Origin of the sequence: Sporosarcina pasteurii (assembly GCF_041295575.1) — a bacterium.
GTDB lineage: Bacteria > Bacillota > Bacilli > Bacillales_A > Planococcaceae > Sporosarcina > Sporosarcina pasteurii.
This window is the reverse complement of the sequence record NZ_CP160452.1, coordinates 1-23,559: the sequence shown is the minus strand read 5'-3', so window position 1 is coordinate 23,559 and position 23,559 is coordinate 1. Positions and strand designations below refer to the sequence as shown.

The window sequence follows — 23,559 nt, the reverse complement described above, 5'->3', positions numbered from 1 at the left end:
TCAGCCTAGCTACTCAAGGACGGATTCACAAATGTTTTTATCAGCTCCCACCACCCGCTGACTCTCTATGAAAAAACAGACTTGCTACTGCTTCCTTTCATCGTCTTACTATTTAAATTATATATACCATACTATATTGCCACTTTATTCGCAAGTTATACAAAAGCTAACTTTTTAGCAATCGCTTCAAAATAACTTGAATGGTGCGGAACAAAATCGTCCAATCCTATCTCTGTAACAGTATCCAACATTATGTTACGGCACTTAACTTTATTCACTTCTTGTGAGCATAGCCGAATGAAATCTTCTTTTTCTATTTCATGAATGCTATCCACTTCCCCTTCTTGTAAGATAAAGTCAGTTGGCTCAAATGAAGAAACATATATAAACACATGCGCAAACTCATAGTCACAAAAACCCGGAAGTTTAATTATATCGCGAACGACGCCAACCGAAGTTAATCGAGAAAACTGGACATTTACGCCAAGTTCTTCCTCAATTTCACGAACTCCATCTTCCACTTTCTCTGTCGCCTCTAAATGTCCAGCCGCGGTTATATCAAATAAAGATGGGAAGTCACTTTTAGCGTCACTTCTTTTTTGAACGTAAATAAATTGTCTATCTACAAACCAACAATGAAACGTCTCATGCCATTTTCCTTGTTGGTGAACATTCTCTCTTGTATCTTCACCAATCCATTGGAAATTTTCATCAAAAACTTTTATCCATTCCATTACGTCCAACCTCCAACTAAAAAAATACCTAATCCACCATGAGTAGAGTAGGTATTTATTATCTCTAATTTTGCAGTTCAAAGCGAACTCTTATAAGCTACGCGCTGCCATTCGTTCACTTTCAGCAAGCGCCGACATTTCAATCCCTTTCATCGGCGTTCCTAGATCCTTTGAGAGTTCAATTAACAAATCATAGTCTCTATAATTTGCAGTTGCTTTCACGATTGCACGCGCGAACTTTTCAGGGTTTTCTGATTTGAAAATTCCAGAACCAACGAATACACCGTCCGCACCTAGTTCCATCATTAACGCTGCATCTGCCGGTGTTGCTACGCCGCCTGCTGCATAATTTGTCACTGGTAAGCGACCCGCTCTCTTAATCGCTAATAAAACTTCATAGGGTGCCCCTAGAATACGTGCTTCTGTCATAATTTCTGCTTCATCCATATGAATGAGTTTAGTTACTTGCGCATTCACTTTTCGTAAGTGACGAACTGCTTCCACAATATTGCCCGTCCCTGGTTCTCCTTTTGTGCGCAGCATTTTTGCACCTTCACCAATTCTTCTCGCTGCTTCTCCTAAATCACGTGCTCCACAAACAAATGGCACTTCATAGTCGCTCTTTAATAAGTGGAATTCATCATCTGCTGGAGATAACACTTCACTTTCGTCAATATAATCCACCTTCATCGCTTCTAGCAAGCGGGCTTCCGAGATATGACCAATTCTTGCCTTTGCCATCACTGGAATTGACACAGCTGCTTGTACTTCTTCAACAATACGTGGGTCTGCCATTCGTGCCACCCCACCAGCCGCTCTGATATCAGACGGAACGCGTTCAAGTGCCATAACCGCTATTGCACCTGCCGCCTCCGCTACTTTTGCTTGCTCCCCATTAATTACATCCATAATTACGCCGCCATATTTCATATCCATTTATTCTTCCCCCTTTTCTTATTGTTCAGTATAATTGATATTGACATGATTCAAATACTCAGATTCATATAAAATGAAGGGGTCAGATAAAAGTGAATATTGATATGCTGTTAATCGAGCTAAGTAAAGAAACACCTATCCCGTTGTATGAGCAAATTTATAACCAAATTCGACAAGATATTATTCACGGTAAATTACAAGTTGGAATGAAACTACCTTCCAAACGGAAATTAGGAGAGTTTTTAAACGTCAGCCAGACGACAATTGAACAAGCGTATGGACAGCTAAGCGCTGAAGGTTTTATTTTATCACGCCCAAGAAAAGGATTTTTCGTTCAAGCAATTGATGAACTTGCTTATGTACAACCGAAGAAAGAAGCTTCCAAACCTGTTCCAATAAAAAAAGAAACCATTGATATTGATTTTTCACCCGGTCATATAGACACGACAAATTTTCCTTTTACACAGTGGAGGAAGTTTGCAAAAGAAACCATCGATGAATCATCCAATCATCTTTTACTGCTTGGCGATCCACATGGCGATATTGAATTACGTCAAGAAATTGCCCAGTATTTATACCACTCGCGTGGGGTCGATTGTACACCTGAGCAAATTATTATCGGTTCTGGTACAGAGCAGCTTATGCCACTCGTCATTCGTATTTTAGGAGAAGATGCATCCTTTGCAATTGAAGACCCTGGGTACCCATTAACGCATCATGTCTTTTCCCATAATAATCGGCAAGCTATCCCAATCCCTGTAGATAACGAAGGGATGGATGTAGATGCACTCCAACAAGTCGATGCATCTATAGCCTATGTAACACCATCACACCAGTTTCCAACCGGTACAGTACTCTCAGCAGCACGTAGAATTGCACTTTTAAACTGGGCTTCAATGGAAGAGCATCGTTTTATTATTGAAGACGATTATGACAGTGAATTTCGTTATACAGGCCGCCCCATCCCTGCATTGTATGGCATGGATAACGGGGAAAATGTTATATACATCAGTACGTTCTCTAAATCCCTAATGCCTTCTTTACGGATAGCTTATATGGTGTTGCCAAAAGTTTTGCTAAGAAGATACCAAGATGCTTTTATTCATTATGTTTCTACTGTCCCACGTTTAGATCAGCATATTTTAGCGCGTTTTATGAGGGATGGACAATTTTCAAGACATTTAAATCGGATGCGGACAATATACAAACGAAAGCTACAAACATTAATAGATACTTTGACTCCCTATGCACCGGTTGTAACTTATTACGGTGAAGAAACGGGTATGCATATTACGATTACCGTGCAAACAAATGATAACGAAGAGTGCTTAGCGGAGAAAGCTCTTTCAGCCGGCATACGTATTTATGGTTTAAACACGTATCGAACTAAAAAAGAGACCGGTACACCTTCTTTTCTGATTGGTTTTGGAGGACTAACTGACGAAGAAATTATTACCGGTATTCAAAAACTAATGGCTGCTTGGGGTATCTCTAAAGAGCCAGACTCATAATATGATTCTCATCTTTTTAAATTAGTAGACTTATTGTAAAATTGGATTTATGGTTAATTAACATCATTGTAAAAGGGGTTATCATATGAAACTTTCAAATCGATTAAAAGATCTGCCACCACACTTTTTCTCATCACTTGTCCAAAATGTCGAACAGGCTGTTTCGGAAGGACGAGATGTGATTAATTTAGGAAGAGGAAATCCCGACAAACCAACCCCTTCACATATCGTCGAAGCGTTGCAAAAAGCTGTAGAGGATCCAATGACCCATGGGTACGCACCATTTCGCGGGACAACGGAATTAAAAGAGGCTGTAGCAAACTTTTATAAACGAGAATATGAGGTTGACCTAAATCCTGAAACTGAAGTTGCAATTTTGTTCGGCTCTAAAACTGGACTTGTCGAATTGCCACTTGCCATTATGAATCCTGATGAATTACTTTTACTACCAGACCCTGGTTATCCCGACTATTTATCAGCCGTTAGTTTATCAGATATCCAATACGAAACAATCCCACTCCTCGCTGAAAATGATTTTTTACCTGATTATGAGATGCTCTCAAATCAACAAAAAAGACATGCGACGTTAATGTACTTGAACTATCCGAGCAATCCTACAAGTGCGACGGCGACTCTTCCATTTTTTGAAGAGACCGTTGCCTTTGCAAAAGAAAATGGTATTTCAATTATGCATGACTTTGCTTATGGCGGGATTGGGTTTGACGGAGAGAAACCAATTAGCTTCCTCCAAACTGAAGGTGCAAAAGACGTGGGGATTGAAATGTATACAATGTCTAAAACCTTTAATATGGCAGGCTGGAGGATCGCTTTTGCAGTGGGCAATGCAGACATCATTGAGGCAATTAATTTATTACAAGACCATTTATTCATTAACCCATTCCCGGCAGTACAGCGGGCTGCTGCAGTTGCGTTAAATGGTGACCAACATTGCGTAGACGAACTTGTTTCACTTTATGAAAGAAGGCGCGATGTATTTATCACCGAGTGCCAAAGAATTGGTTGGCATGTAGAAGCGCCTAAAGCCTCTTTCTTCGCCTGGATGCCCGTTCCTCATGGGTATACGAGCGAATCCTTTACGAAACTGTTATTAGACGAAGCTGACATCGCCGTAGCGCCTGGGCATGCCTTCGGTAAGTCAGGTGAAGGGTATATTCGTGTTGGCTTATTAGAAGAAGAGGATCGTTTAGTAGAAGCCGTTAAACGTATTGAAAAGCTTGGAATCTTCAATACGTGATTGTTCATAACAAAAAGGAGTGAACCTAATAAAGGTCACTCCTTTTACTATTAAAATAATCCTTTTACAAAATCAGTTGTACTATCCCAAATACTGACAAAAAATGAACCTGTTGCGCGCATACTTAATTTAAACCAACCGGCTTTTTCTATATTTTCTGTAGTGACAACTTCACCGGCATACTGGCTACTATCAATAAAACCATAATCCGTGCCTTCCGTTCGTACCATGTTGACATGACCGACAACTGTTCCCTTTTTCACAGGAGCTTCAAGTTTACCGTCTATCAATTTCGATTCATCTATTACAAATTCAGGCTTATACAAATCTTTTTCACTCGTTTTCACCATCATTGTAACTGGATCTTTCACGGCTATTTTGACAGAATCATTTTTTCCTTTATTGACACCAATTGTTTTTTGTTCTTCAAATTCATAACCCGCTGGCACGAGTTCAACTTCAGAGAACTGACCAAATCCATAGTCAAACAATGCACGAGTTGCATCAAATCGAGCCTTGTAAGAACCTTCGCCTTGTGCATCGACTGCTTTCATTACAACAGCAATTAATCGTTTGCCGTTACGCTTTGCTGTACCTGTGAAACTGTGCCCTGCAAAATCCGTCGTACCTGTTTTTAATCCATCTACCCCTTCATATTCATACACAAAGCCAGGCAGCATGAAATTCCAGTTATCCATTTTAGTGGCATCATCAGTCCCTTCACGGAACCATTTCGTATTGATTTTTGTTGTTTCTAATACTTCTGGATAATCATGGATTAAATGATAGGCTAGTTTTGCAACCGATTTCGCTGGCATGACGTTTTCATCTTTCTCACCAGTGCCTCCTGGATGCATTCCTTGCAAATGACCATTGTTTAATCCAGTTGAATTAACAAATTTATAATCTTCTAACCCTAATTCTTCAGCTTTCGCATTCATTAATTTCAAAAACTCTGTTTCCGTACCCGCAATCGTTTCGGCAATTGCAATAGTTGCAGCATTTGCCGAATAAATTGCAAGCGCTTCGTATAACTCTTCAATTGTATATGTACCATCTGCGCGAAGGGGTACGTTACTTAAACGACTATCTTGTGAAATAGCATATGTATAATCATTTACTTTATATTCTTGCTCCCAAGTAATCTTTCCTTCAGCAATTGCTTCAAATAATAAATACTCGGTCATCATTTTTGTCATACTTGCAATGCCCAATGGTGTATCAGCATTTTCTTCATATAATATTTTACCTGTGTCTGCGTCAATTAAAATAGCACCATCAACATGGATGCCTAATCTATCATTAGCGGCAGCTGGAGTAATGCCAACTGTCGATATTAGCATAAATGGGACGATCAACAACACTAACAAATTTCTCATTCTCTGTTTCAAAGTACTACCTCCGTAATTACTATTTCCCCTCAATCATTTTAACATAATTTCCATACGTCATGTGAACTAATTAAATAAATAAGCTAAAGGTGCTTGTAATTCGAACCGTTGCATCCGAAGTTGGACAAAAAAAGCATCCTTCCGCTCATATAGACGCAGGAAAGATGCAAAAGTTCCTAAATAGGATTAAATATCTTAACCAAGAACACCCGTGATTTTATTCATGAGTGATTTATGAAAGTGTATAGTTTGGTGCTTCTTTTGTGATTTGTACTTGATGAGGATGACTCTCTCGTAATCCCGCACCCGTCATACGGATAAACTGAGCATTTTCACGTAAGTCGTGTAGATCTTTTGTTCCACAATACCCCATACCTGAACGAATTCCACCAACTAACTGATGAATTGTATCTGAAAGATTCCCCTTGTATGGAAGACGTCCCTCAATACCTTCAGGAACAAGCTTTTTCGCATCGTCTTGGAAATAACGGTCTTTAGAACCTTTTTCCATCGCACCAACAGAACCCATTCCGCGGTAAACTTTAAAGCGACGTCCTTGGAATAACTCAGTTTCACCAGGACTTTCCGATGTCCCAGCAAGCAAACTTCCAAGCATTACAGCATGTCCACCCGCTGCTAAGGCCTTCATGATGTCACCGGAATATTTAACTCCACCATCAGCAATCATTGTCTTTCCTAATTCACGTGCAACCGATGCACATTCATAAATTGCTGTAATTTGTGGTACACCTACTCCTGCAACAACTCGAGTCGTACAAATTGAACCTGGACCAATACCAACTTTTACGACATCAGCACCGGCTTCATATAATGCTTTTGCCGCTTCTGCAGTAGCAATATTCCCAGCGATGATATCCAATTCAGGATAAGCCTCACGAATTTGTTTAACGGTGTCTAGCACCCCTTTAGAGTGTCCATGTGCTGTATCAATTACAATAACGTCAACTTCCGCTTTGACAAGCTTCTCAACACGTATCATCGTGTCCGTAGTTACACCTACAGCCGCGCCTACAAGAAGTCTTCCTTGTGAATCTTTCGCGGCATTAGGAAACTCAATCACTTTTTCAATGTCTTTAATGGTAATTAAACCATTCAGAATACCTTCTTCATCAACAATCGGTAATTTTTCGATTTTATACTGTTGTAAAATCTTCTCTGCATCCGCCAATGTTGTTCCAACAGGTGCTGTCACTAAATTATCTTTCGTCATAACATCCGAAATAGAGAGTGAGTAATCTTCGATAAAGCGCATATCTCTATTCGTAATAATCCCAACAAGCTTCAATTCTTCTTCATTGTTTACAATGGGAACACCAGAAATTCGGTATCTTCCCATCAGATGTTCCGCATCGAACACTTGATGTTTAGGGGTTAAATAGAAAGGATTTGTAATAACACCATTTTCTGATCGTTTTACAGTAACAACTTGTTCAGCCTGCTCTTCAATACTCATATTTTTATGAATAATCCCAAGCCCACCTTGACGTGCCATTGAAATTGCCATTCTTGCTTCCGTAACAGTATCCATTCCAGCACTAATAATTGGAATACTTAATTGAATTTTATCCGTCAATTTCACCGATAAAGATACGTCTTTTGGTAATACATCAGAAGGCCCTGGTACGAGTAATACATCATCGAAAGTAAGTCCTTCACGAGCAAATTTTGACTCCCACATTGCTATTTTGCCTCCCTCAGGTCATTTGAATATTAGTAAAATATTATCAGCGCCCTTTAGTACTGTCAAGGTCCACGCGATTAGTAAATGTATTCACACAATTCGGCGTGCTATGCCTTCATAAATAAACATCCTATTTGTTATATCCTTTACCACTTTATAATTTTAAAACTTCACAACTCATCGTTACTTAGTAATAGACCCTACTAGCTAGTGATGATTTGGAAACGATTTTGTCTCTTAGTAATAAGTTATACCGGCTCCACAACTATTTACCCTAACCGAGCTAGTTGCATGTGGATTTCACATCTAGAGCTTATTTAACTCTAATATAGTTGTTTCCTATAAAATATTTTTATAAACAAAAAGAGCCACTACCATAAGGTAATGACTCTTTTAGTGCTTGGCAACGTCCTACTCTTGCAGGGGCTAACCCCAACTACCATCGGCGCTGAAGAGCTTAACTTCCGTGTTCGGTATGGGAACGGGTGTGACCTCTTCGCTATCGCCACCAAACTATTGAGCGAAATTGTTCACTCAAAACTGGATAAACAAAACATTGAATTTAACAAACCGCAATGTATTTAAGGATAAGTCCTCAATCGATTAGTATCCGTCAGCTGCACATGTCGCCATGCTTCCACCTCGGACCTATCAACCTCATCATCTTTGAGGGATTTTACTTACTTGCGTAATGGGAAATCTCATCTTGAGGGGGGCTTCATGCTTAGATGCTTTCAGCATTTATCCCGTCCATACGTAGCTACCCAGCTATGCCTTTGGCAAGACAACTGGTACACCAGCGGTATGTCCATCCCGGTCCTCTCGTACTAAGGACAGCTCCTCTCAAATTTCCTGCGCCCGCGACGGATAGGGACCGAACTGTCTCACGACGTTCTGAACCCAGCTCGCGTACCGCTTTAATGGGCGAACAGCCCAACCCTTGGGACCGACTACAGCCCCAGGATGCGATGAGCCGACATCGAGGTGCCAAACCTCCCCGTCGATGTGAACTCTTGGGAGAGATAAGCCTGTTATCCCCGGGGTAGCTTTTATCCGTTGAGCGATGGCCCTTCCATGCGGAACCACCGGATCACTAAGCCCGTCTTTCGACCCTGCTCGACTTGTAGGTCTCGCAGTCAAGCTCCCTTATGCCTTTGCACTCTACGAATGATGTCCAACCATTCTGAGGGAACCTTTGGGCGCCTCCGTTACTCTTTAGGAGGCGACCGCCCCAGTCAAACTGCCCGCCTGACACTGTCTCCTACCCCGCTAAGGGGCATGGGTTAGAATTCCAATACAGTCAGGGTAGTATCCCACCGATGCCTCCACCGAAGCTGGCGCTCCGGTTTCAAAGGCTCCTACCTATCCTGTACAGACTGCATCAGAATTCAATATCAGGTTGCAGTAAAGCTCCACGGGGTCTTTCCGTCCTGTCGCGGGTAACCTGCATCTTCACAGGTACTATAATTTCACCGAGTCTCTCGTTGAGACAGTGCCCAGATCGTTACGCCTTTCGTGCGGGTCGGAACTTACCCGACAAGGAATTTCGCTACCTTAGGACCGTTATAGTTACGGCCGCCGTTTACTGGGGCTTCGGTTCAAAGCTTCGCTTGCGCTAACCTCTCCCCTTAACCTTCCAGCACCGGGCAGGCGTCAGCCCCTATACGTCACCTTACGGTTTTGCAGAGACCTGTGTTTTTGCTAAACAGTCGCCTGGGCCTATTCACTGCGGCTCTCTCGGGCTTTAACACCCTATCAGAGCACCCCTTCTCCCGAAGTTACGGGGTCATTTTGCCGAGTTCCTTAACGAGAGTTCTCTCGATCACCTTAGGATTCTCTCCTCGCCTACCTGTGTCGGTTTGCGGTACGGGCACCTCCCGCCTCGTTAGAGGCTTTTCTTGGCAGCGTGAAATCAGGGACTCCGGGGAAAATTCCCCTTGCTATCACAGCTCAATGTTATAGAAACGGGATTTGCCTCGTTTCACACCTTACTGCTTAGACGCACATTACCAACCGTGCGCTCACCCTATCCTACTGCGTCCCCCCATTACTCAAACGGCGGGGAGGTGGTACAGGAATATCAACCTGTTGTCCATCGTCTACGCCTTTCGGCCTCGACTTAGGTCCCGACTAACCCTGAGCGGACGAGCCTTCCTCAGGAAACCTTAGGCATTCGGTGGAAGGGATTCTCACCCTTCTTTCGCTACTCATACCGGCATTCTCACTTCTAGGCGCTCCACTAGTCCTTACAGTCTAGCTTCGACGCCCCTAGAACGCTCTCCTACCACTGACACCAAAGGTGTCAATCCACAGTTTCGGTGATTCGTTTAGCCCCGGTACATTTTCGGCGCAGCGCCACTCGACCAGTGAGCTATTACGCACTCTTTAAATGGTGGCTGCTTCTAAGCCAACATCCTGGTTGTCTGGGCAACGCCACATCCTTTTCCACTTAACGAATACTTGGGGACCTTAACTGGTGGTCTGGGTTGTTTCCCTCTCGACTACGAATCTTATCACCCGCAGTCTGACTCCCAAACAAAAATCATCGGCATTCGGAGTTTGTCTGAATTCGGTAACCCGGGATGGGCCCCTAGTCCAAACAGTGCTCTACCTCCGAGATTCTAACGTTTGAGGCTAGCCCTAAAGCTATTTCGGAGAGAACCAGCTATCTCCAGGTTCGATTGGAATTTCACCGCTACCCACACCTCATCCCCGCATTTTTCAACATACGTGGGTTCGGGCCTCCAGTAAGTGTTACCTTACCTTCACCCTGGACATGGGTAGATCACCTGGTTTCGGGTCTACGACTACATACTAAAACGCCCTATTCAGACTCGCTTTCGCTGCGGCTCCGCATTCTCTGCTTAACCTTGCATGTAATCAGTAACTCGCCGGTTCATTCTACAAAAGGCACGCCATCACTCAGCTTGTTTCCGAAGAAACAGCATCGAGCTCTGACTACTTGTAGGCACACGGTTTCAGGATCTATTTCACTCCCCTTCCGGGGTGCTTTTCACCTTTCCCTCACGGTACTGGTTCACTATCGGTCACTAGGAAGTATTTAGCCTTGGGAGATGGTCCTCCCGGATTCCAACGGAATTTCACGTGTTCCGTCGTACTCAGGATCCACTCTGGAGAGAATACACTTTTGATTACGGGGCTATTACCCTCTATGGCAGACCTTTCCAGGTCGCTTCATCTAATGCATTCCTTTGTAACTCCGTATAGAGTGTCCTACAACCCCAGGAAGCAAGCTTCCTGGTTTGGGCTGTTCCCGTTTCGCTCGCCGCTACTCAGGGAATCGATTTTCTTTCTCTTCCTCCGGGTACTTAGATGTTTCAGTTCTCCGGGTGTGCCTCATATACGCTATGTATTCACGTATATGTACTGTTCCATTACGAACAGTGGGTTTCCCCATTCGGAAATCTCTGGATCAAAGCTTACTTACAGCTCCCCAGAGCATATCGGTGTTAGTGCCGTCCTTCATAGGCTCCTAGTGCCAAGGCATCCGCCGTGCGCCCTTTCTAACTTAACCTTAAAACCAACGTTGTATAGCGATATACAACAATTGATTCATACATTACTACATTTGTGTTTATTTCAATGTCGTTTTATCCAGTTTTCAAAGAACAAGTAATGAAAGTTCAAATGAATGAACCCTCAAAACTGAACGCAAAACGTCAAGTTGAAGAGAACTTTCTCTTCATTCCGTTAAATATCCTTAGAAAGGAGGTGATCCAGCCGCACCTTCCGATACGGCTACCTTGTTACGACTTCACCCCAATCATCTGTCCCACCTTCGGCGGCTGGCTCCCAAAAGGGTTACCCCACCGACTTCGGGTGTTACAAACTCTCGTGGTGTGACGGGCGGTGTGTACAAGACCCGGGAACGTATTCACCGTGGCATGCTGATCCACGATTACTAGCGATTCCTGCTTCATGCAGGCGAGTTGCAGCCTGCAATCCGAACTGGGAACGGTTTTATGGGATTAGCTCCCCCTCGCGGGTTGGCAACCCTCTGTACCGTCCATTGTAGCACGTGTGTAGCCCAGGTCATAAGGGGCATGATGATTTGACGTCATCCCCACCTTCCTCCGGTTTGTCACCGGCAGTCACCTTAGAGTGCCCAACTGAATGCTGGCAACTAAGGTCAAGGGTTGCGCTCGTTACGGGACTTAACCCAACATCTCACGACACGAGCTGACGACAACCATGCACCACCTGTCACCGCTGTCCCCGAAGGGAAAGGTATATCTCTATACCGGTCAACGGGATGTCAAGACCTGGTAAGGTTCTTCGCGTAGCTTCGAATTAAACCACATGCTCCACCGCTTGTGCGGGTCCCCGTCAATTCCTTTGAGTTTCAGCCTTGCGGCCGTACTCCCCAGGCGGAGTGCTTAATGCGTTTGCTCCAGCACTAAGGGGCGGAAACCCCCTAACACTTAGCACTCATCGTTTACGGCATGGACTACCAGGGTATCTAATCCTGTTTGCTCCCCATGCTTTCGCGCCTCAGCGTCAGTTACAGACCAGAAAGCCGCCTTCGCCACTGGTGTTCCTCCACATCTCTACGCATTTCACCGCTACACGTGGAATTCCGCTTTCCTCTTCTGTACTCAAGCCTTCCAGTTTCCAATGACCTTCCACGGTTAAGCCGTGGGCTTTCACATCAGACTTAAAAGGCCGCCTGCGCGCGCTTTACGCCCAATAATTCCGGACAACGCTTGCCACCTACGTATTACCGCGGCTGCTGGCACGTAGTTAGCCGTGGCTTTCTAATGAGGTACCGTCAAGGTACAGGCAGTTACTCCTGTACTTGTTCTTCCCTCACAACAGAGCTTTACGATCCGAAAACCTTCTTCGCTCACGCGGCGTTGCTCCATCAGACTTTCGTCCATTGTGGAAGATTCCCTACTGCTGCCTCCCGTAGGAGTCTGGGCCGTGTCTCAGTCCCAGTGTGGCCGATCACCCTCTCAGGTCGGCTACGCATCGTCGCCTTGGTAAGCCATTACCTCACCAACTAGCTAATGCGCCGCGGGCCCATCCTGCAGTGACAGCATAGCCGTCTTTCAGAGTTCCTTCATGCGAAGGAACTGATTATTCGGTATTAGCCCCGGTTTCCCGGAGTTATCCCCAACTGCAGGGCAGGTTGCCCACGTGTTACTCACCCATCCGCCGCTAACAAAGGAAGAAACAAGTTTCTTCCTTTGTTCGCTCGACTTGCATGTATTAGGCACGCCGCCAGCGTTCGTCCTGAGCCAGGATCAAACTCTCCATAATAGAGAAATTCGATTAGCTCGATTTCTTTGCTGGCATCATTAAGATGTCCAATTTTGAATCCGAAGATTCGTTTACTACAAACCAACAAGTTGGTTGTAGTTGTTATATCTTGACGTTTTGCTGTTCAGTTTTCAAGGTTCATATTACAGAAGAAATGTTTCTTCTAGCTGCTTCTTTCATTCTTCCGAAGCAACTCTTATATCATAGCACAACATCGAACTCGTTGTCAACAACAATTTCAAAGTTTCTTTTTCGTTGTTTTCGTTCGTCGTTTGCTGTTGTTTGTGCTGCTCAACTTCGCAACGTTTATAACTATACCATTACCTTTTTGAAATAACAACACCAAAATAAAAGTAAGTTTATTTAGAATAATTAGCAAGGTGTTTTTATCTAAATCAATATCGATTGTTACATTTAGATGCTTTTCAAAATCAAAATATACATCACAGATACTGAATCGCTCGTTTGTTTATTTTGTCACTCTCTAATGAAGTAAGTTCATTTCATAATAGTCGGCCTGCGGATCATTTAAAAGTGTAACTTCGCTTTGCCTCGACGGTGTTGGCCGACTATGTCCTATAGCAATGTGGGCAGAAGTACCAGACACTTGCTGTAAAAGACGATGAATATCCAAAGCACCTAAAATATCGTATTTATGGTAATGTCCCTTTGTTTAGTTAAATCTAATGTCGATTCATTATCATATAACTTTACGATTGGACGGAAAGGGGCATCTTGATGAATAAAGATCACAACACCTTTGATACCGTTAGATAGTTTTACTTCGGTACCTAAAGAAAGTTTTCCAATGACATGATATAAAGTATCAATCAGGTTGATATCGAATTTCCCAAACTCTTCTTCTCTTAAAAATTGCAAAACCTTGAACGGTGATTCCTTTGAACGGTAATATCTATCGGAAGTCATTGCATGGTATACATCAGCTAACGCTAAAATCTGAGAATGTAGTAGAACATTTTTTTGTTTATCCCCTCTAGGATAGCCGCTCCCATCCAGCCTTTCATGGTGTTGGAGGATTGCGAGTTTCATTTCTGTTCTTATTAAAGGTGAGTCTTTTACCATTTGATAGCTATATATTGGATGTTTTTTAACCTCACTATATTCCATTTCGGATAAAACAGTTGATTTTACATTGATAGATGACTCAATTTTAGCCATTCCACTATCAATAAGTGTCCCTGCCAAGCCCAATTGTAAAGATTCTCCTAATGAAAAATTCAACTTCCTTCCAATTGAAAAAGCAATTAATCCAACAGCAATTGAGTGATGATATAAATAGTCGTTTGTATCAAAAAAATCACTTAAAAAAATGAGGTTCGTTTCGCTACCGTCAATCTGTTTTAGCAAGGGAACAATAAAAGCGCGTACATTCGCTATATCAAGTTTGGTCCCCGCTTTCCATTTGACATATTCTTTTTTAAATTTATTTACAGCCTCTAAATAACTTGTTTGAAGAGGTATAGGCACATGCCCTTCATTTGAAACAAGATTTTGAGCGTTAAGTTCTTCATGTCTACTATTCTCTACCTCAATCTGAACTGAATTCACCCGATTTAACTCTATTACTTTCACTTTTTTAACATTGAACACTCTTAGAACTTCGATATGTTCAATTGTTAAATCCGTATCTTTCTTAACAATAGGAAAGTGAGTATTCACATATATATCCTCACCAATCGTTAGACCCGGACGTAAGTTATGTAATTCTACGACTGAATCGTTCATTTTATTGACTCCTTTACAAGATTTATGTAAACCCACGAATGAAAACAAGGGTGTTCTCAGCTTAGTTATAAAAAAAGGCTCTAAACTTTTTAAAAACGCCAAATGAGTTTTTACTCATTTGGCGTTTCAATTAGTCGCTTTGTTCGTCTACATCTACATCGGTATTATTCGACTCTATATCGCTATCTGCGTCAGCCGATTCCGATTCCGAATCTGACTCGGATTCTTCATCCTCATCATTATCTTCTTTCTCTACCTTCGCAACAGTTGCAACGAGCTCATCTTCTCCGAGACGGATTAGACGTACACCTTGTGTACTTCTTCCAATAACTGAAATATCGTTAATATCCATTCGGATCAAAATACCATTAATCGTAATTAACATTAAATCTTCTGTACCATCGACAGCTTTCATTGCGACAAGCGAACCGTTACGTTCTGTCACGTGCAATGTTTTCAAACCATAACCGCCACGTGATTGGATTCGATACTCTTCTTCAGACGTTCGTTTTCCAAATCCTTTTTCAGTAACGACGAGGATTTCTTTTCCTTCTTCGATAACATCCATTCCAACAGTTATATCGCCATCTCGTAAACGAATTCCTCGAACTCCGCCCGCGACACGCCCCATTGAACGAATATCAGATTCATTGAATCGAATGAGCATACCATGCTTCGTTCCAATCACGATATCTTCGTTACCGTTTGTCATTTTAACCCCGATAAGTTCATCATTATCTCTTAATGTAAGTGCAATTAGACCATTTGAACGGATATTTGCAAACTCGGAAACTTTTGTCCGCTTGGCAACCCCATTCCGTGTAACAAAGAATAAATACTTATCTTCCTCGAATTCTGCAACTGGAATCATCGCTGTGACATTTTCATCTTTATCTACGCCGAGTAAATTAATAATCGGCAAGCCTTTTGCCGTTCGACTAAACTCTGGAACTTGATAGCCTTTCGTCCGGAATACGCGTCCTTTACTCGTAAAGAATAAAATCGTGTCATGAGTTGATGTGTTCAATAAATGTTCAACGAAGTCATCATCATTTGTGCCCATTCCTTGAATTCCACGGCCACCACGACGTTGGCTACGATAAGTATTTGCTGGCAAACGTTTAATATATCCATTATGTGTAAGCGTTAAGACTGAGTTTTCAACTGGGATTAAGTCTTCATCCTCAATCATTTCTGCACCACCGGCAGTAATATCAGTTCTTCGCTCGTCAGAAAAACGTTCTTTTAACTCAAGTAATTCTTCACGAATAATTTGTACTAATTTCTCCTCGTCTGCAAGGATTGCACGAAGTTCAGCAATAAGTACTTGAAGATCCTTATACTCTTCTTCAATTTTATCCCTTTCCAACCCTGTTAAACGCTGGAGACGCATGTCTAAGATTGCCTGTGCTTGTCTTTCCGAAAGTTTAAACTGCTCCATTAAGCCAGTTCTTGCTTCTTCGGTTGTTTTTGAAGCGCGAATTAAAGCAATAATGGCATCGATATTATCAAGGGCGATTCTTAATCCCTCTAAAATATGTGCACGATCTTCCGCACGACGTAAATCATATTGTGTACGTCTACGAATGACGACTTTTTGGTGTTCTAAGTAGTGATATAGAATCTCTTTTAAACCAAGCACTTTAGGTTGTCCATCTACTAGTGCAAGCATATTAACACCAAAACTTGATTGGAGTGCCGTTTGTTTATATAAATTATTTAAGACAACATTGGCATTAGCATCCCTGCGGATTTCAATGACAATTCGCATACCGTTACGGTCGGATTCATCCCGCAAGTCGGTAATGCCGTCAATTTTCTTATCGCGAACAAGTTCAGCAATTTTTTCAATTAATCGTGCCTTGTTTACTTGGTAAGGTAATTCATTGACGATTATTGTTTCTCTACCATTCGATTTCTGTTCAATTTCGACTTTACCACGAATAACTAGAGAACCCCTACCTGTTTTATAGGCTCTTCGAATACCGCTACGTCCCATAATAATTCCACCCGTTGGAAAATCGGGGCCGGGCAGTACTTCCATTAATTCTTCAGTCGTTATTTCCGCATTATCCGCTAATGCAAGAACTGCATTGATCGTTTCACCTAAATGATGTGGTGGAATATTTGTTGCCATTCCGACCGCAATTCCTGATGTTCCGTTCACAAGTAAATTTGGAAAACGACTTGGTAGAACAATAGGCTCTCGTTCTTGGCCATCGTAGTTATCTTGATAATCTATCGTATCTTTATTTATATCTCTAAGTAATTCCATTGCGATTCGAGACATTCTAGACTCCGTGTATCGCATGGCTGCAGCGGCGTCTCCGTCTACAGAACCGAAGTTTCCATGTCCGTCTACAAGCATATAACGATAGTTAAAGTCCTGCGCCATCCGAACCATCGTATCGTACACAGCACTATCGCCGTGTGGATGGTATTTACCAATGACATCCCCGACGATACGTGCAGATTTCTTATGTGGCTTATCTGCAGTATTACCAAGGTCTTGCATCGCATATAGAATCCGACGATGCACTGGTTTTAAACCATCCCTAACATCGGGAAGTGCACGGGAAACGATAACACTCATTGCATAGTCTAAAAATGATGTTCTCATTTCCGTACTAATATTAATGCCTTTGACGCCACGATTTGGCATATCTGCCATATTGGTAAACTCCTTTCAGTTTCCTTTTTTATTACGCATCCAGGTTTTTAACATATTGTGCGTTTTCTTCAATAAATCTTCTGCGTGGTTCAACATCTTCACCCATTAAGTGTTCAAATGTCTCATCCGCTGCAATTGTATCCTCTAGTTCAACTTGTAAAAGTACACGTTGTTCAGGATCCATTGTGGTGTCCCAAAGTTGTTCAGCGTCCATTTCACCAAGTCCTTTATATCGTGTAACGACTGGTTTTGGACTTTGCGACATACCATCTAAGATTTCCTCTAACTGTTCTTCCGTATAGCAGTATTCCTCATTCCGCCCTTGTTTCACGCGGTAAAGAGGTGGCTGTGCGATATAAATGTAACCCGCTTCTATGAGTGGTCTCATAAAACGGAAAAAGAATGTTAGTAAAAGCGTTCGAATATGTGCGCCGTCAACATCAGCATCTGTCATAATGACTACTTTGTGGTAACGAGCTTTCTCTAATTCAAATTCTTCACCAATCCCTGTTCCAAGCGCAGTAATCATCGCTCGAATTTCCTCATTGCCTAAAATACGGTCTAGTCGAGCTTTTTCTACGTTTAATATTTTACCTCTTAACGGCAAAATCGCTTGGAAATGTCGATCCCTTCCGCCTTTTGCTGAACCACCTGCGGAATCACCCTCAACGATGTACAATTCACTAATGGCTGGATCGCGTGAAGAACAATCTGAAAGTTTACCAGGCAAACTTGATACTTCAAGCGCCGATTTTCTTCGCGTAAATTCCCTAGCATTTCGTGCCGCAATTCTTGCTTGTGCAGCGATTAAACTTTTCTCAATAACTTTTTGAGCTGTTGATGGATTTTCCAATAAAAAGCGTTGGAATCCTTCTGAAAACAACTGGTTGGTAATTGTACTTACTTCAGAGTTACCCAGCTTTGTTTTCGTTTGTCCTTCAAATTGAGGATCTGGGTGCTTGATAGAAATAATGGCTGTTAATCCTTCACGCACGTCATCACCGGATAAATTTTGATCATTTTCTTTCAATGATCCCGTTCTTCGGCCATAGTCATTGACGACACGCGTTAACGCCGTTTTAAATCCTGATTCATGCGTACCGCCTTCGTACGTATTAATATTATTGGCAAAAGAGAAGAGGTTTTCAGCAAATCCGCCGTTATATTGCATCGCGATTTCAATCGCAATTCCATCTCTTTCTCCTTCGATAAAAATTGGTTCTTCATGAATTGGTTCTTTATTTTTATTTAAATGTTCAACGTATGATTTGATACCGCCTTCGTAATAATAAGTATCTGTACGCTCCTCGTCATCCCTTGCATCTGTAATGGTAACGCGAAGTTTACGATTTAAATAGGCGAGCTCTCTTAACCGATTTGCAAGTGTATCATAGTCAAACACAGTCGTTTCAGTAAAAATTTCTGGATCGGCTTTAAATCTAACACTCGTTCCTGTTTCTTCAGAAGTTCCAATCTCTTTTAATTCAACAGTTGGAACACCTTTTTCAAATTTTATATAGTATCTTTTTCCACCACGGTTGACGAATACTTCTGTTTCAAGTGACAAAGCATTTACAACAGCAGCACCAACCCCATGTAATCCGCCTGAAACTTTATAACCGCCACCGCCGAACTTACCCCCGGCGTGTAAGACAGTCATGATCACCTCAACAGCTGGTCTCCCTGTGGATTCTTGGATCCCAACTGGAATTCCACGACCATTATCATCGACGCGAATCCAATTGTCTTTTTCTATCGTCACTTCAATATGGTCACAGTATCCCGCAAGTGCTTCGTCAATACTATTGTCAACGATTTCCCATACAAGATGGTGAAGCCCTCTAGAACTTGTTGTTCCAATATACATACCAGGACGTTTACGGACAGCTTCAAGTCCTTCTAGCACCTGTATCTGTGCTTCATCATAGGATTGAATATTATTATCTTCCATTGCCAAGCTTGTTCACCTTTCCTTTCTAAACGTATACAAATACAAAAGTGCAAGGCGCCTTCTAACCTCGATAGGCATAAGGCGATTCAGCAGCGTGCTTTTACTGCATAGCAGGATTGACTTGTGCCTCAAGTATCAGCTTCTATACACCTAGCAAAGTAATTGCATACGCAAACCCCGCAACTAATGAATCTTATTCAGTAAAAAACTACCGCTCTTATAAAAGAGTTGGAACGGCATTATTCGGCACTTTTTCTTTTCACAGTTCCTGCAGTCACTTCAAATATTTCGGCTTGGCGAATTGTTTCGTGGTCAATACCAGCAATATTTGTTGTTGTAACAAATGTTTGGACTTCACCTTGAATCGTATTTAACAAATGAGACTGACGGAAATCGTCTAACTCCGATAAGACGTCATCGAGGAGTAATATCGGAGATTCACCGACTTCTTGTTTCACTAATTCAATTTCCGCTAATTTTAAAGATAAAGCCGTTGTTCTTTGTTGACCTTGCGAACCGAACGTTTGAATATCATAGCCGTTAACGTGAAAATGTAAATCGTCTCGATGCGGTCCAAGTAAGGTTAACCCTCTTTCTACTTCTCTAGAACGCATTTCAGTTAACCGTTTTTCAAAAACATTTTCCATTTCTTCAGTAGTCTGCCCAGAATTCAAGTCTTTTAAAGTCCCATAAGAAACTTTCAACGATTCCATTCCCCGGGAAATACCTTTATGGATCGGTTCTGCCCATTTTTGCAGTAATTCCATGAAATAAAAACGTTTACGAATAATTTGGATGGCTACTTGAATATACTGTTCTGTATATATATCAAACATGACATTATTAAAATTTGATTTCCCTCGATTATCTCGTAGAATTGCGTTTCGCTGCTTTAAAACTTTTTGAAATGTAAGTAGGTCATGAAGATAGACAGGAGAAATTTGACCAATTTCCATATCAAGAAATCGTCTCCTGACAGAAGGGCTCCCTTTCACAAGATTTAAATCTTCCGGAGCAAACATCACAACGTTTAATTGACCAATATAATGGCTCAATCGATTTTGCTCTAAATGATTCACTCGTGCCTTTTTCCCTTTTTTGGAAATCACAAGCTCAAGTGAGAGATTCCCATATTTACGTTTGATGTTCCCTTCTATTTTACCATATTCTTGTTCCCAACGTATCAATTCACGATCATTTGAAGTGCGATGTGATTTTGCCATTGATAAGACATATATGGCCTCCATGATATTCGTCTTGCCTTGTGCATTTTCCCCTATCAAGACATTAATCTCGGGGGAAAATGACAAGTCAAGCGTTTCGTAATTTCGATAATTCGTTAAAGCTAGTCGCTCAATATACATCCGGCGATCCGTCTGTCTCTTCATATATTTTGAATTTACCTACTTCAGGAATCTCGACAATATCATTATGACGCAGCTTTTTACCACGTCTTTGTTCTGGTTCATTATTTACATAAACCGTATATTCATCCAGATACCATTTGGCCATGCCACCTGAACTAATCACGTTTACCATCTTTAAAAATTGACCAAGTGTTATAAATTCCGAATGGATAGTCAGATCTTTCATCGATCTTCAACCTTTCATAAGTTAGTTATCACTTCATTTTACAGGATTTCTGGTCGTAAGTAAAAAAAGACTATAGATAAAGTGTAAAACGACTTTATCTATAGTCGGAGTTAACCTCTTATTAACAAGTTTTTAATACGTTCGAACAGGTAAGATTAATTGTAATATCGAATCATCGTCTGCCGATTTTAATATAAATGGTCGCATAGCTCCCGTGAATTGGATTTCAATATCTTGACCATCAATTGCACGTAATGCATCCATCATATATTTTGCGCTAAAAGATATCTTCAGTTCTTCACCAGTGATTTGAATTGCTTCAACAAGCTCTTCAACCTTCCCAATTTCAGGTGAATTGGAGGATATCTCGATCATTTTATCTTCTGTAGAAAAACGGACGATATTATTACGGTCTTCTTTTGCAAGTAGTGATGCTCGGTCAATGGATTGTAACAGTGCACGGCCATTGACTGTAACAGATGTTTTACTTTCAGTTGGAATTAACCGGGAAGTGTCTGGATAATTTCCTTCTAGTAAACGTGAATAAAATAATACATGATCTGTTTTAAACAGAACTTGTTGTTCTGCAATAATTATTTTCACTGGGCTATCTGAGTCCGGTAATATTTTATTTAATTCTTGAAGACTTTTTCCTGGTATGACAAAACTAAATGGGATTGTTGGCATATTTTCAGGAGATGCAAGTTTTCTTGCAAGTCTGTGACTGTCCGTTGCAACACATGATAATTTACCTTCTTCAACAGTCCAATGTACACCCGTCAAAATTGGACGCGTTTCTTGTTGAGATACGGCAAATACTGTTTCACGAATAATAGATTTCATCAAGTCTGCTGGTAATGAAAAGCTATGCTCATCTTTTACTTCCGGCAAAATTGGGTACTCATCTGGATTGGACCCAATTAATTTAAATTCGGATTTTCCTGAATGGATCAATGTGAGTAAGCCGTCTGTTACGTTAATTTTAACTTCGTTTGTTGGTAGTTTACGAATAATTTCACTAAAAACTCTTGCTTGTAAAACGATACTGCCTTGTTCAGAGATTTTAATGAGTTCTTTACCATCTCTTTCTACAGGGATAAAAGTACGAATCGTAATATCTGAATCACTACCTGTCATCGACATTCCATTTTCATTCACTTCGATTTTTATTCCCGTTAAGATTGGTATCGCAACTTTTGAACTGATGGCTTTCATGACATCGTTTAGCGCATCAAGAAGTTCGTCTCTTACAATCTCAAATTTCATTTCATACCCTCGCTTATATATTTATATTAATTAATTAAAAGATAGTAATAATAGTAATAGGGCCTGTGGATTTGTGGATAAGTGACTTTACCACACTGACACAAGGTTTTCAACATGTGCATAACCTGTTTGCAGATATGCATAAGTTATTCTATGTTACTCACAAGTTATCATTATTCTCTACCAAGCGTATGTTTAATTTCTTGTATATCTTGTTGTAGAGCTTGGTCATCTTTTAACATCGTCGAGATCTTTTCATGTGCATGAATAACCGTTGAGTGATCTCGGCCTCCAAATTCTGATCCAATTTTAGGCAAAGAATTATCCGTTAACTCTCTTGATAGATACATGGCAATTTGTCTTGGAAAAGCAATTGCACGTGTTCTTTTCTTAGCTGAAAAATCTTCAAGACGTACGTTAAAGTGTTTTCCAACTGTTTTTTGGATATCAAGGATGGTAACGGTTCTAGGTCTTGTATTTGGAATAATATCTTTTAATGCTTCACCAGCAAGTTCTACTGTAATATCACTATTTACTAATGAAGAATAGGCAACTACTCTGATTAGTGCACCCTCAAGTTCACGAATATTCGTATCAATCTCATTGGCAATATGCATCATCACTTCGTTTGGAATATCAATAAGTCCATCGGCTTTTGCCTTTTTACGTAATATCGCGATTCTCGTTTCTAAATCGGGCGGTGTAATATCCGTAATAAGTCCCCATTCAAAGCGCGATCTAAGCCGATCTTCTAACGTTGGAATTTCTTTTGGTGGTCTGTCACTTGAGATGACAATTTGTTTTGATTCTTCGTGAAGTGTGTTAAACGTATGGAAAAATTCTTCTTGTGTTTGTTCTTTTCCAGCGAGAAATTGAATATCATCTATGAGAAGCACATCGACGTTTCGATATTTATTACGAAATTCAACGGCTTTATTATCTCGAATCGAATTAATAAACTCGTTTGTGAATTTTTCAGATGTTAAATAAACAACCTTTGCGTTCGGATTATCTTCCAATACATAATGCCCAATCGCATGCATTAAGTGTGTTTTACCTAGCCCAACACCCCCGTAAATAAAAAGCGGGTTATAAGCTTTCGCTGGTGCTTCTGCAACGGCTAATGATGCTGCATGGGCAAAACGATTGCCAGACCCAATCACAAATGTGTCAAATGTATACTTTGAATTAAGCATTCCTGCAATTGAATGAGAAGGGGGAGTTTCAGCAGGTGGTTCAACTGGTTTTGGCATCATAAAGTCCTTTTCTTCCATATCTTCAGGTACAACGAAATGGATAAAACGATCTTCCCCTGTAATTTCAGAAAGAATACCGGATATTAAGTGAATATAATTACTTTCTAACCAGTCTTTTGAAAATGTATTTGGGACAGCTATCGTGACATTTTCTTCTTCATAAGAGATTAATTTTGTCGATTTTAGCCAGGTTTCAAAACTTGGTCTCGAAATGCGCTCTTCAATTTTCGACAAGACCTCATCCCATAATTTTTCTAGGTGATCCAC

13 protein-coding genes, 3 rRNA genes and 1 other annotated feature (1 of these 17 only partly in view) are annotated in these 23,559 nt (G+C 41.2%); of the genes, 2 read left to right on the top strand and 14 right to left on the bottom strand.

Translation table 11 applies throughout. The annotated features are described in order from the left end of the window. Nucleotides 1-110, bottom strand: a binding site (T-box leader) (it extends 109 nt beyond the left edge of the window). Between the two features lie 45 nt (nucleotides 111-155). Both AB1H92_RS00080 and pdxS read right to left on the bottom strand, forming a co-directional pair. Further along, nucleotides 156-734 (bottom strand): NUDIX domain-containing protein, encoded by a 579-nt coding sequence (locus AB1H92_RS00080; protein ID WP_115359612.1) that lies wholly within the window; start codon nucleotides 732-734, stop codon nucleotides 156-158. 90 nt (nucleotides 735-824) lie between these two features. Next, nucleotides 825-1,670, bottom strand: coding sequence for a pyridoxal 5'-phosphate synthase lyase subunit PdxS (gene pdxS, locus AB1H92_RS00075; protein WP_115359611.1), 846 nt, complete (start codon nucleotides 1,668-1,670; stop codon nucleotides 825-827). A gap of 98 nt (nucleotides 1,671-1,768) precedes the next feature. Here pdxS and AB1H92_RS00070 point away from each other — a divergent pair, with 98 nt between their 5' ends. Both AB1H92_RS00070 and AB1H92_RS00065 read left to right on the top strand, forming a co-directional pair. Beyond that, nucleotides 1,769-3,181: a PLP-dependent aminotransferase family protein gene (locus AB1H92_RS00070; RefSeq protein ID WP_115363960.1), complete on the top strand. Its 1,413-nt coding sequence runs from the start codon at nucleotides 1,769-1,771 to the stop codon at nucleotides 3,179-3,181. Between the two features lie 85 nt (nucleotides 3,182-3,266). After that, nucleotides 3,267-4,436 carry a pyridoxal phosphate-dependent aminotransferase gene (locus tag AB1H92_RS00065; protein ID WP_115359610.1) on the top strand — a complete coding sequence of 390 codons (1,170 nt, stop codon included), beginning with the start codon at nucleotides 3,267-3,269 and terminating at the stop codon, nucleotides 4,434-4,436. A 50-nt stretch (nucleotides 4,437-4,486) separates the two neighbouring features. On the opposite strand, the gene AB1H92_RS00060 is transcribed toward AB1H92_RS00065, so the two are convergent. The 12 genes from AB1H92_RS00060 to dnaA all read right to left on the bottom strand — a co-directional run bounded on the left by AB1H92_RS00060 (nucleotide 4,487) and on the right by dnaA (nucleotide 23,559). Further along, complete coding sequence (locus AB1H92_RS00060; protein WP_370475193.1) at nucleotides 4,487-5,827, bottom strand: serine hydrolase; 1,341 nt, start codon at nucleotides 5,825-5,827, stop codon at nucleotides 4,487-4,489. A 232-nt stretch (nucleotides 5,828-6,059) separates the two neighbouring features. Beyond that, the gene (gene guaB / locus AB1H92_RS00055) at nucleotides 6,060-7,526 is read right to left on the bottom strand and encodes an IMP dehydrogenase (RefSeq protein ID WP_115359609.1); all 1,467 of its coding nucleotides are present in this window, start codon (nucleotides 7,524-7,526) and stop codon (nucleotides 6,060-6,062) included. A 401-nt stretch (nucleotides 7,527-7,927) separates the two neighbouring features. Beyond that, nucleotides 7,928-8,042: ribosomal RNA gene (rrf, locus tag AB1H92_RS00050) — 5S ribosomal RNA — on the bottom strand. A 70-nt stretch (nucleotides 8,043-8,112) separates the two neighbouring features. Next, nucleotides 8,113-11,064: ribosomal RNA gene (locus AB1H92_RS00045) — 23S ribosomal RNA — on the bottom strand. A 190-nt stretch (nucleotides 11,065-11,254) separates the two neighbouring features. Next, a 16S ribosomal RNA gene (locus AB1H92_RS00040) occupies nucleotides 11,255-12,809 on the bottom strand. The 16S, 23S and 5S rRNA genes sit together here, the layout of an rRNA operon. A 639-nt stretch (nucleotides 12,810-13,448) precedes the next feature. Continuing rightward, entirely contained in the window at nucleotides 13,449-14,555 is a 1,107-nt protein-coding gene (locus AB1H92_RS00035) for an HD-GYP domain-containing protein (RefSeq protein WP_115359608.1), read from the bottom strand. A 130-nt stretch (nucleotides 14,556-14,685) separates the two neighbouring features. After that, a complete protein-coding gene (gene gyrA, locus AB1H92_RS00030; protein ID WP_115359607.1) occupies nucleotides 14,686-17,226 on the bottom strand; it encodes a DNA gyrase subunit A in 2,541 nt (846 codons plus the stop codon). A gap of 31 nt (nucleotides 17,227-17,257) precedes the next feature. Then, on the bottom strand, nucleotides 17,258-19,177 hold the full coding sequence (gene gyrB / locus AB1H92_RS00025; protein WP_115363956.1) for a DNA topoisomerase (ATP-hydrolyzing) subunit B: 1,920 nt from the start codon (nucleotides 19,175-19,177) through the stop codon (nucleotides 17,258-17,260). A gap of 239 nt (nucleotides 19,178-19,416) precedes the next feature. Next, on the bottom strand, nucleotides 19,417-20,541 hold the full coding sequence (gene recF, locus AB1H92_RS00020) for a DNA replication/repair protein RecF (RefSeq protein ID WP_115359606.1): 1,125 nt from the start codon (nucleotides 20,539-20,541) through the stop codon (nucleotides 19,417-19,419). Next, a complete protein-coding gene (gene yaaA / locus AB1H92_RS00015) occupies nucleotides 20,531-20,770 on the bottom strand; it encodes a S4 domain-containing protein YaaA (RefSeq protein WP_115359605.1) in 240 nt (79 codons plus the stop codon). The genes recF and yaaA overlap by 11 nt, the downstream gene beginning before the upstream one ends. 132 nt (nucleotides 20,771-20,902) lie before the next feature. Then, the gene (gene dnaN, locus AB1H92_RS00010) at nucleotides 20,903-22,036 is read right to left on the bottom strand and encodes a DNA polymerase III subunit beta (protein WP_115359604.1); all 1,134 of its coding nucleotides are present in this window, start codon (nucleotides 22,034-22,036) and stop codon (nucleotides 20,903-20,905) included. 173 nt (nucleotides 22,037-22,209) lie between these two features. Beyond that, on the bottom strand, nucleotides 22,210-23,559 hold the full coding sequence (gene dnaA, locus AB1H92_RS00005; protein ID WP_115359603.1) for a chromosomal replication initiator protein DnaA: 1,350 nt from the start codon (nucleotides 23,557-23,559) through the stop codon (nucleotides 22,210-22,212).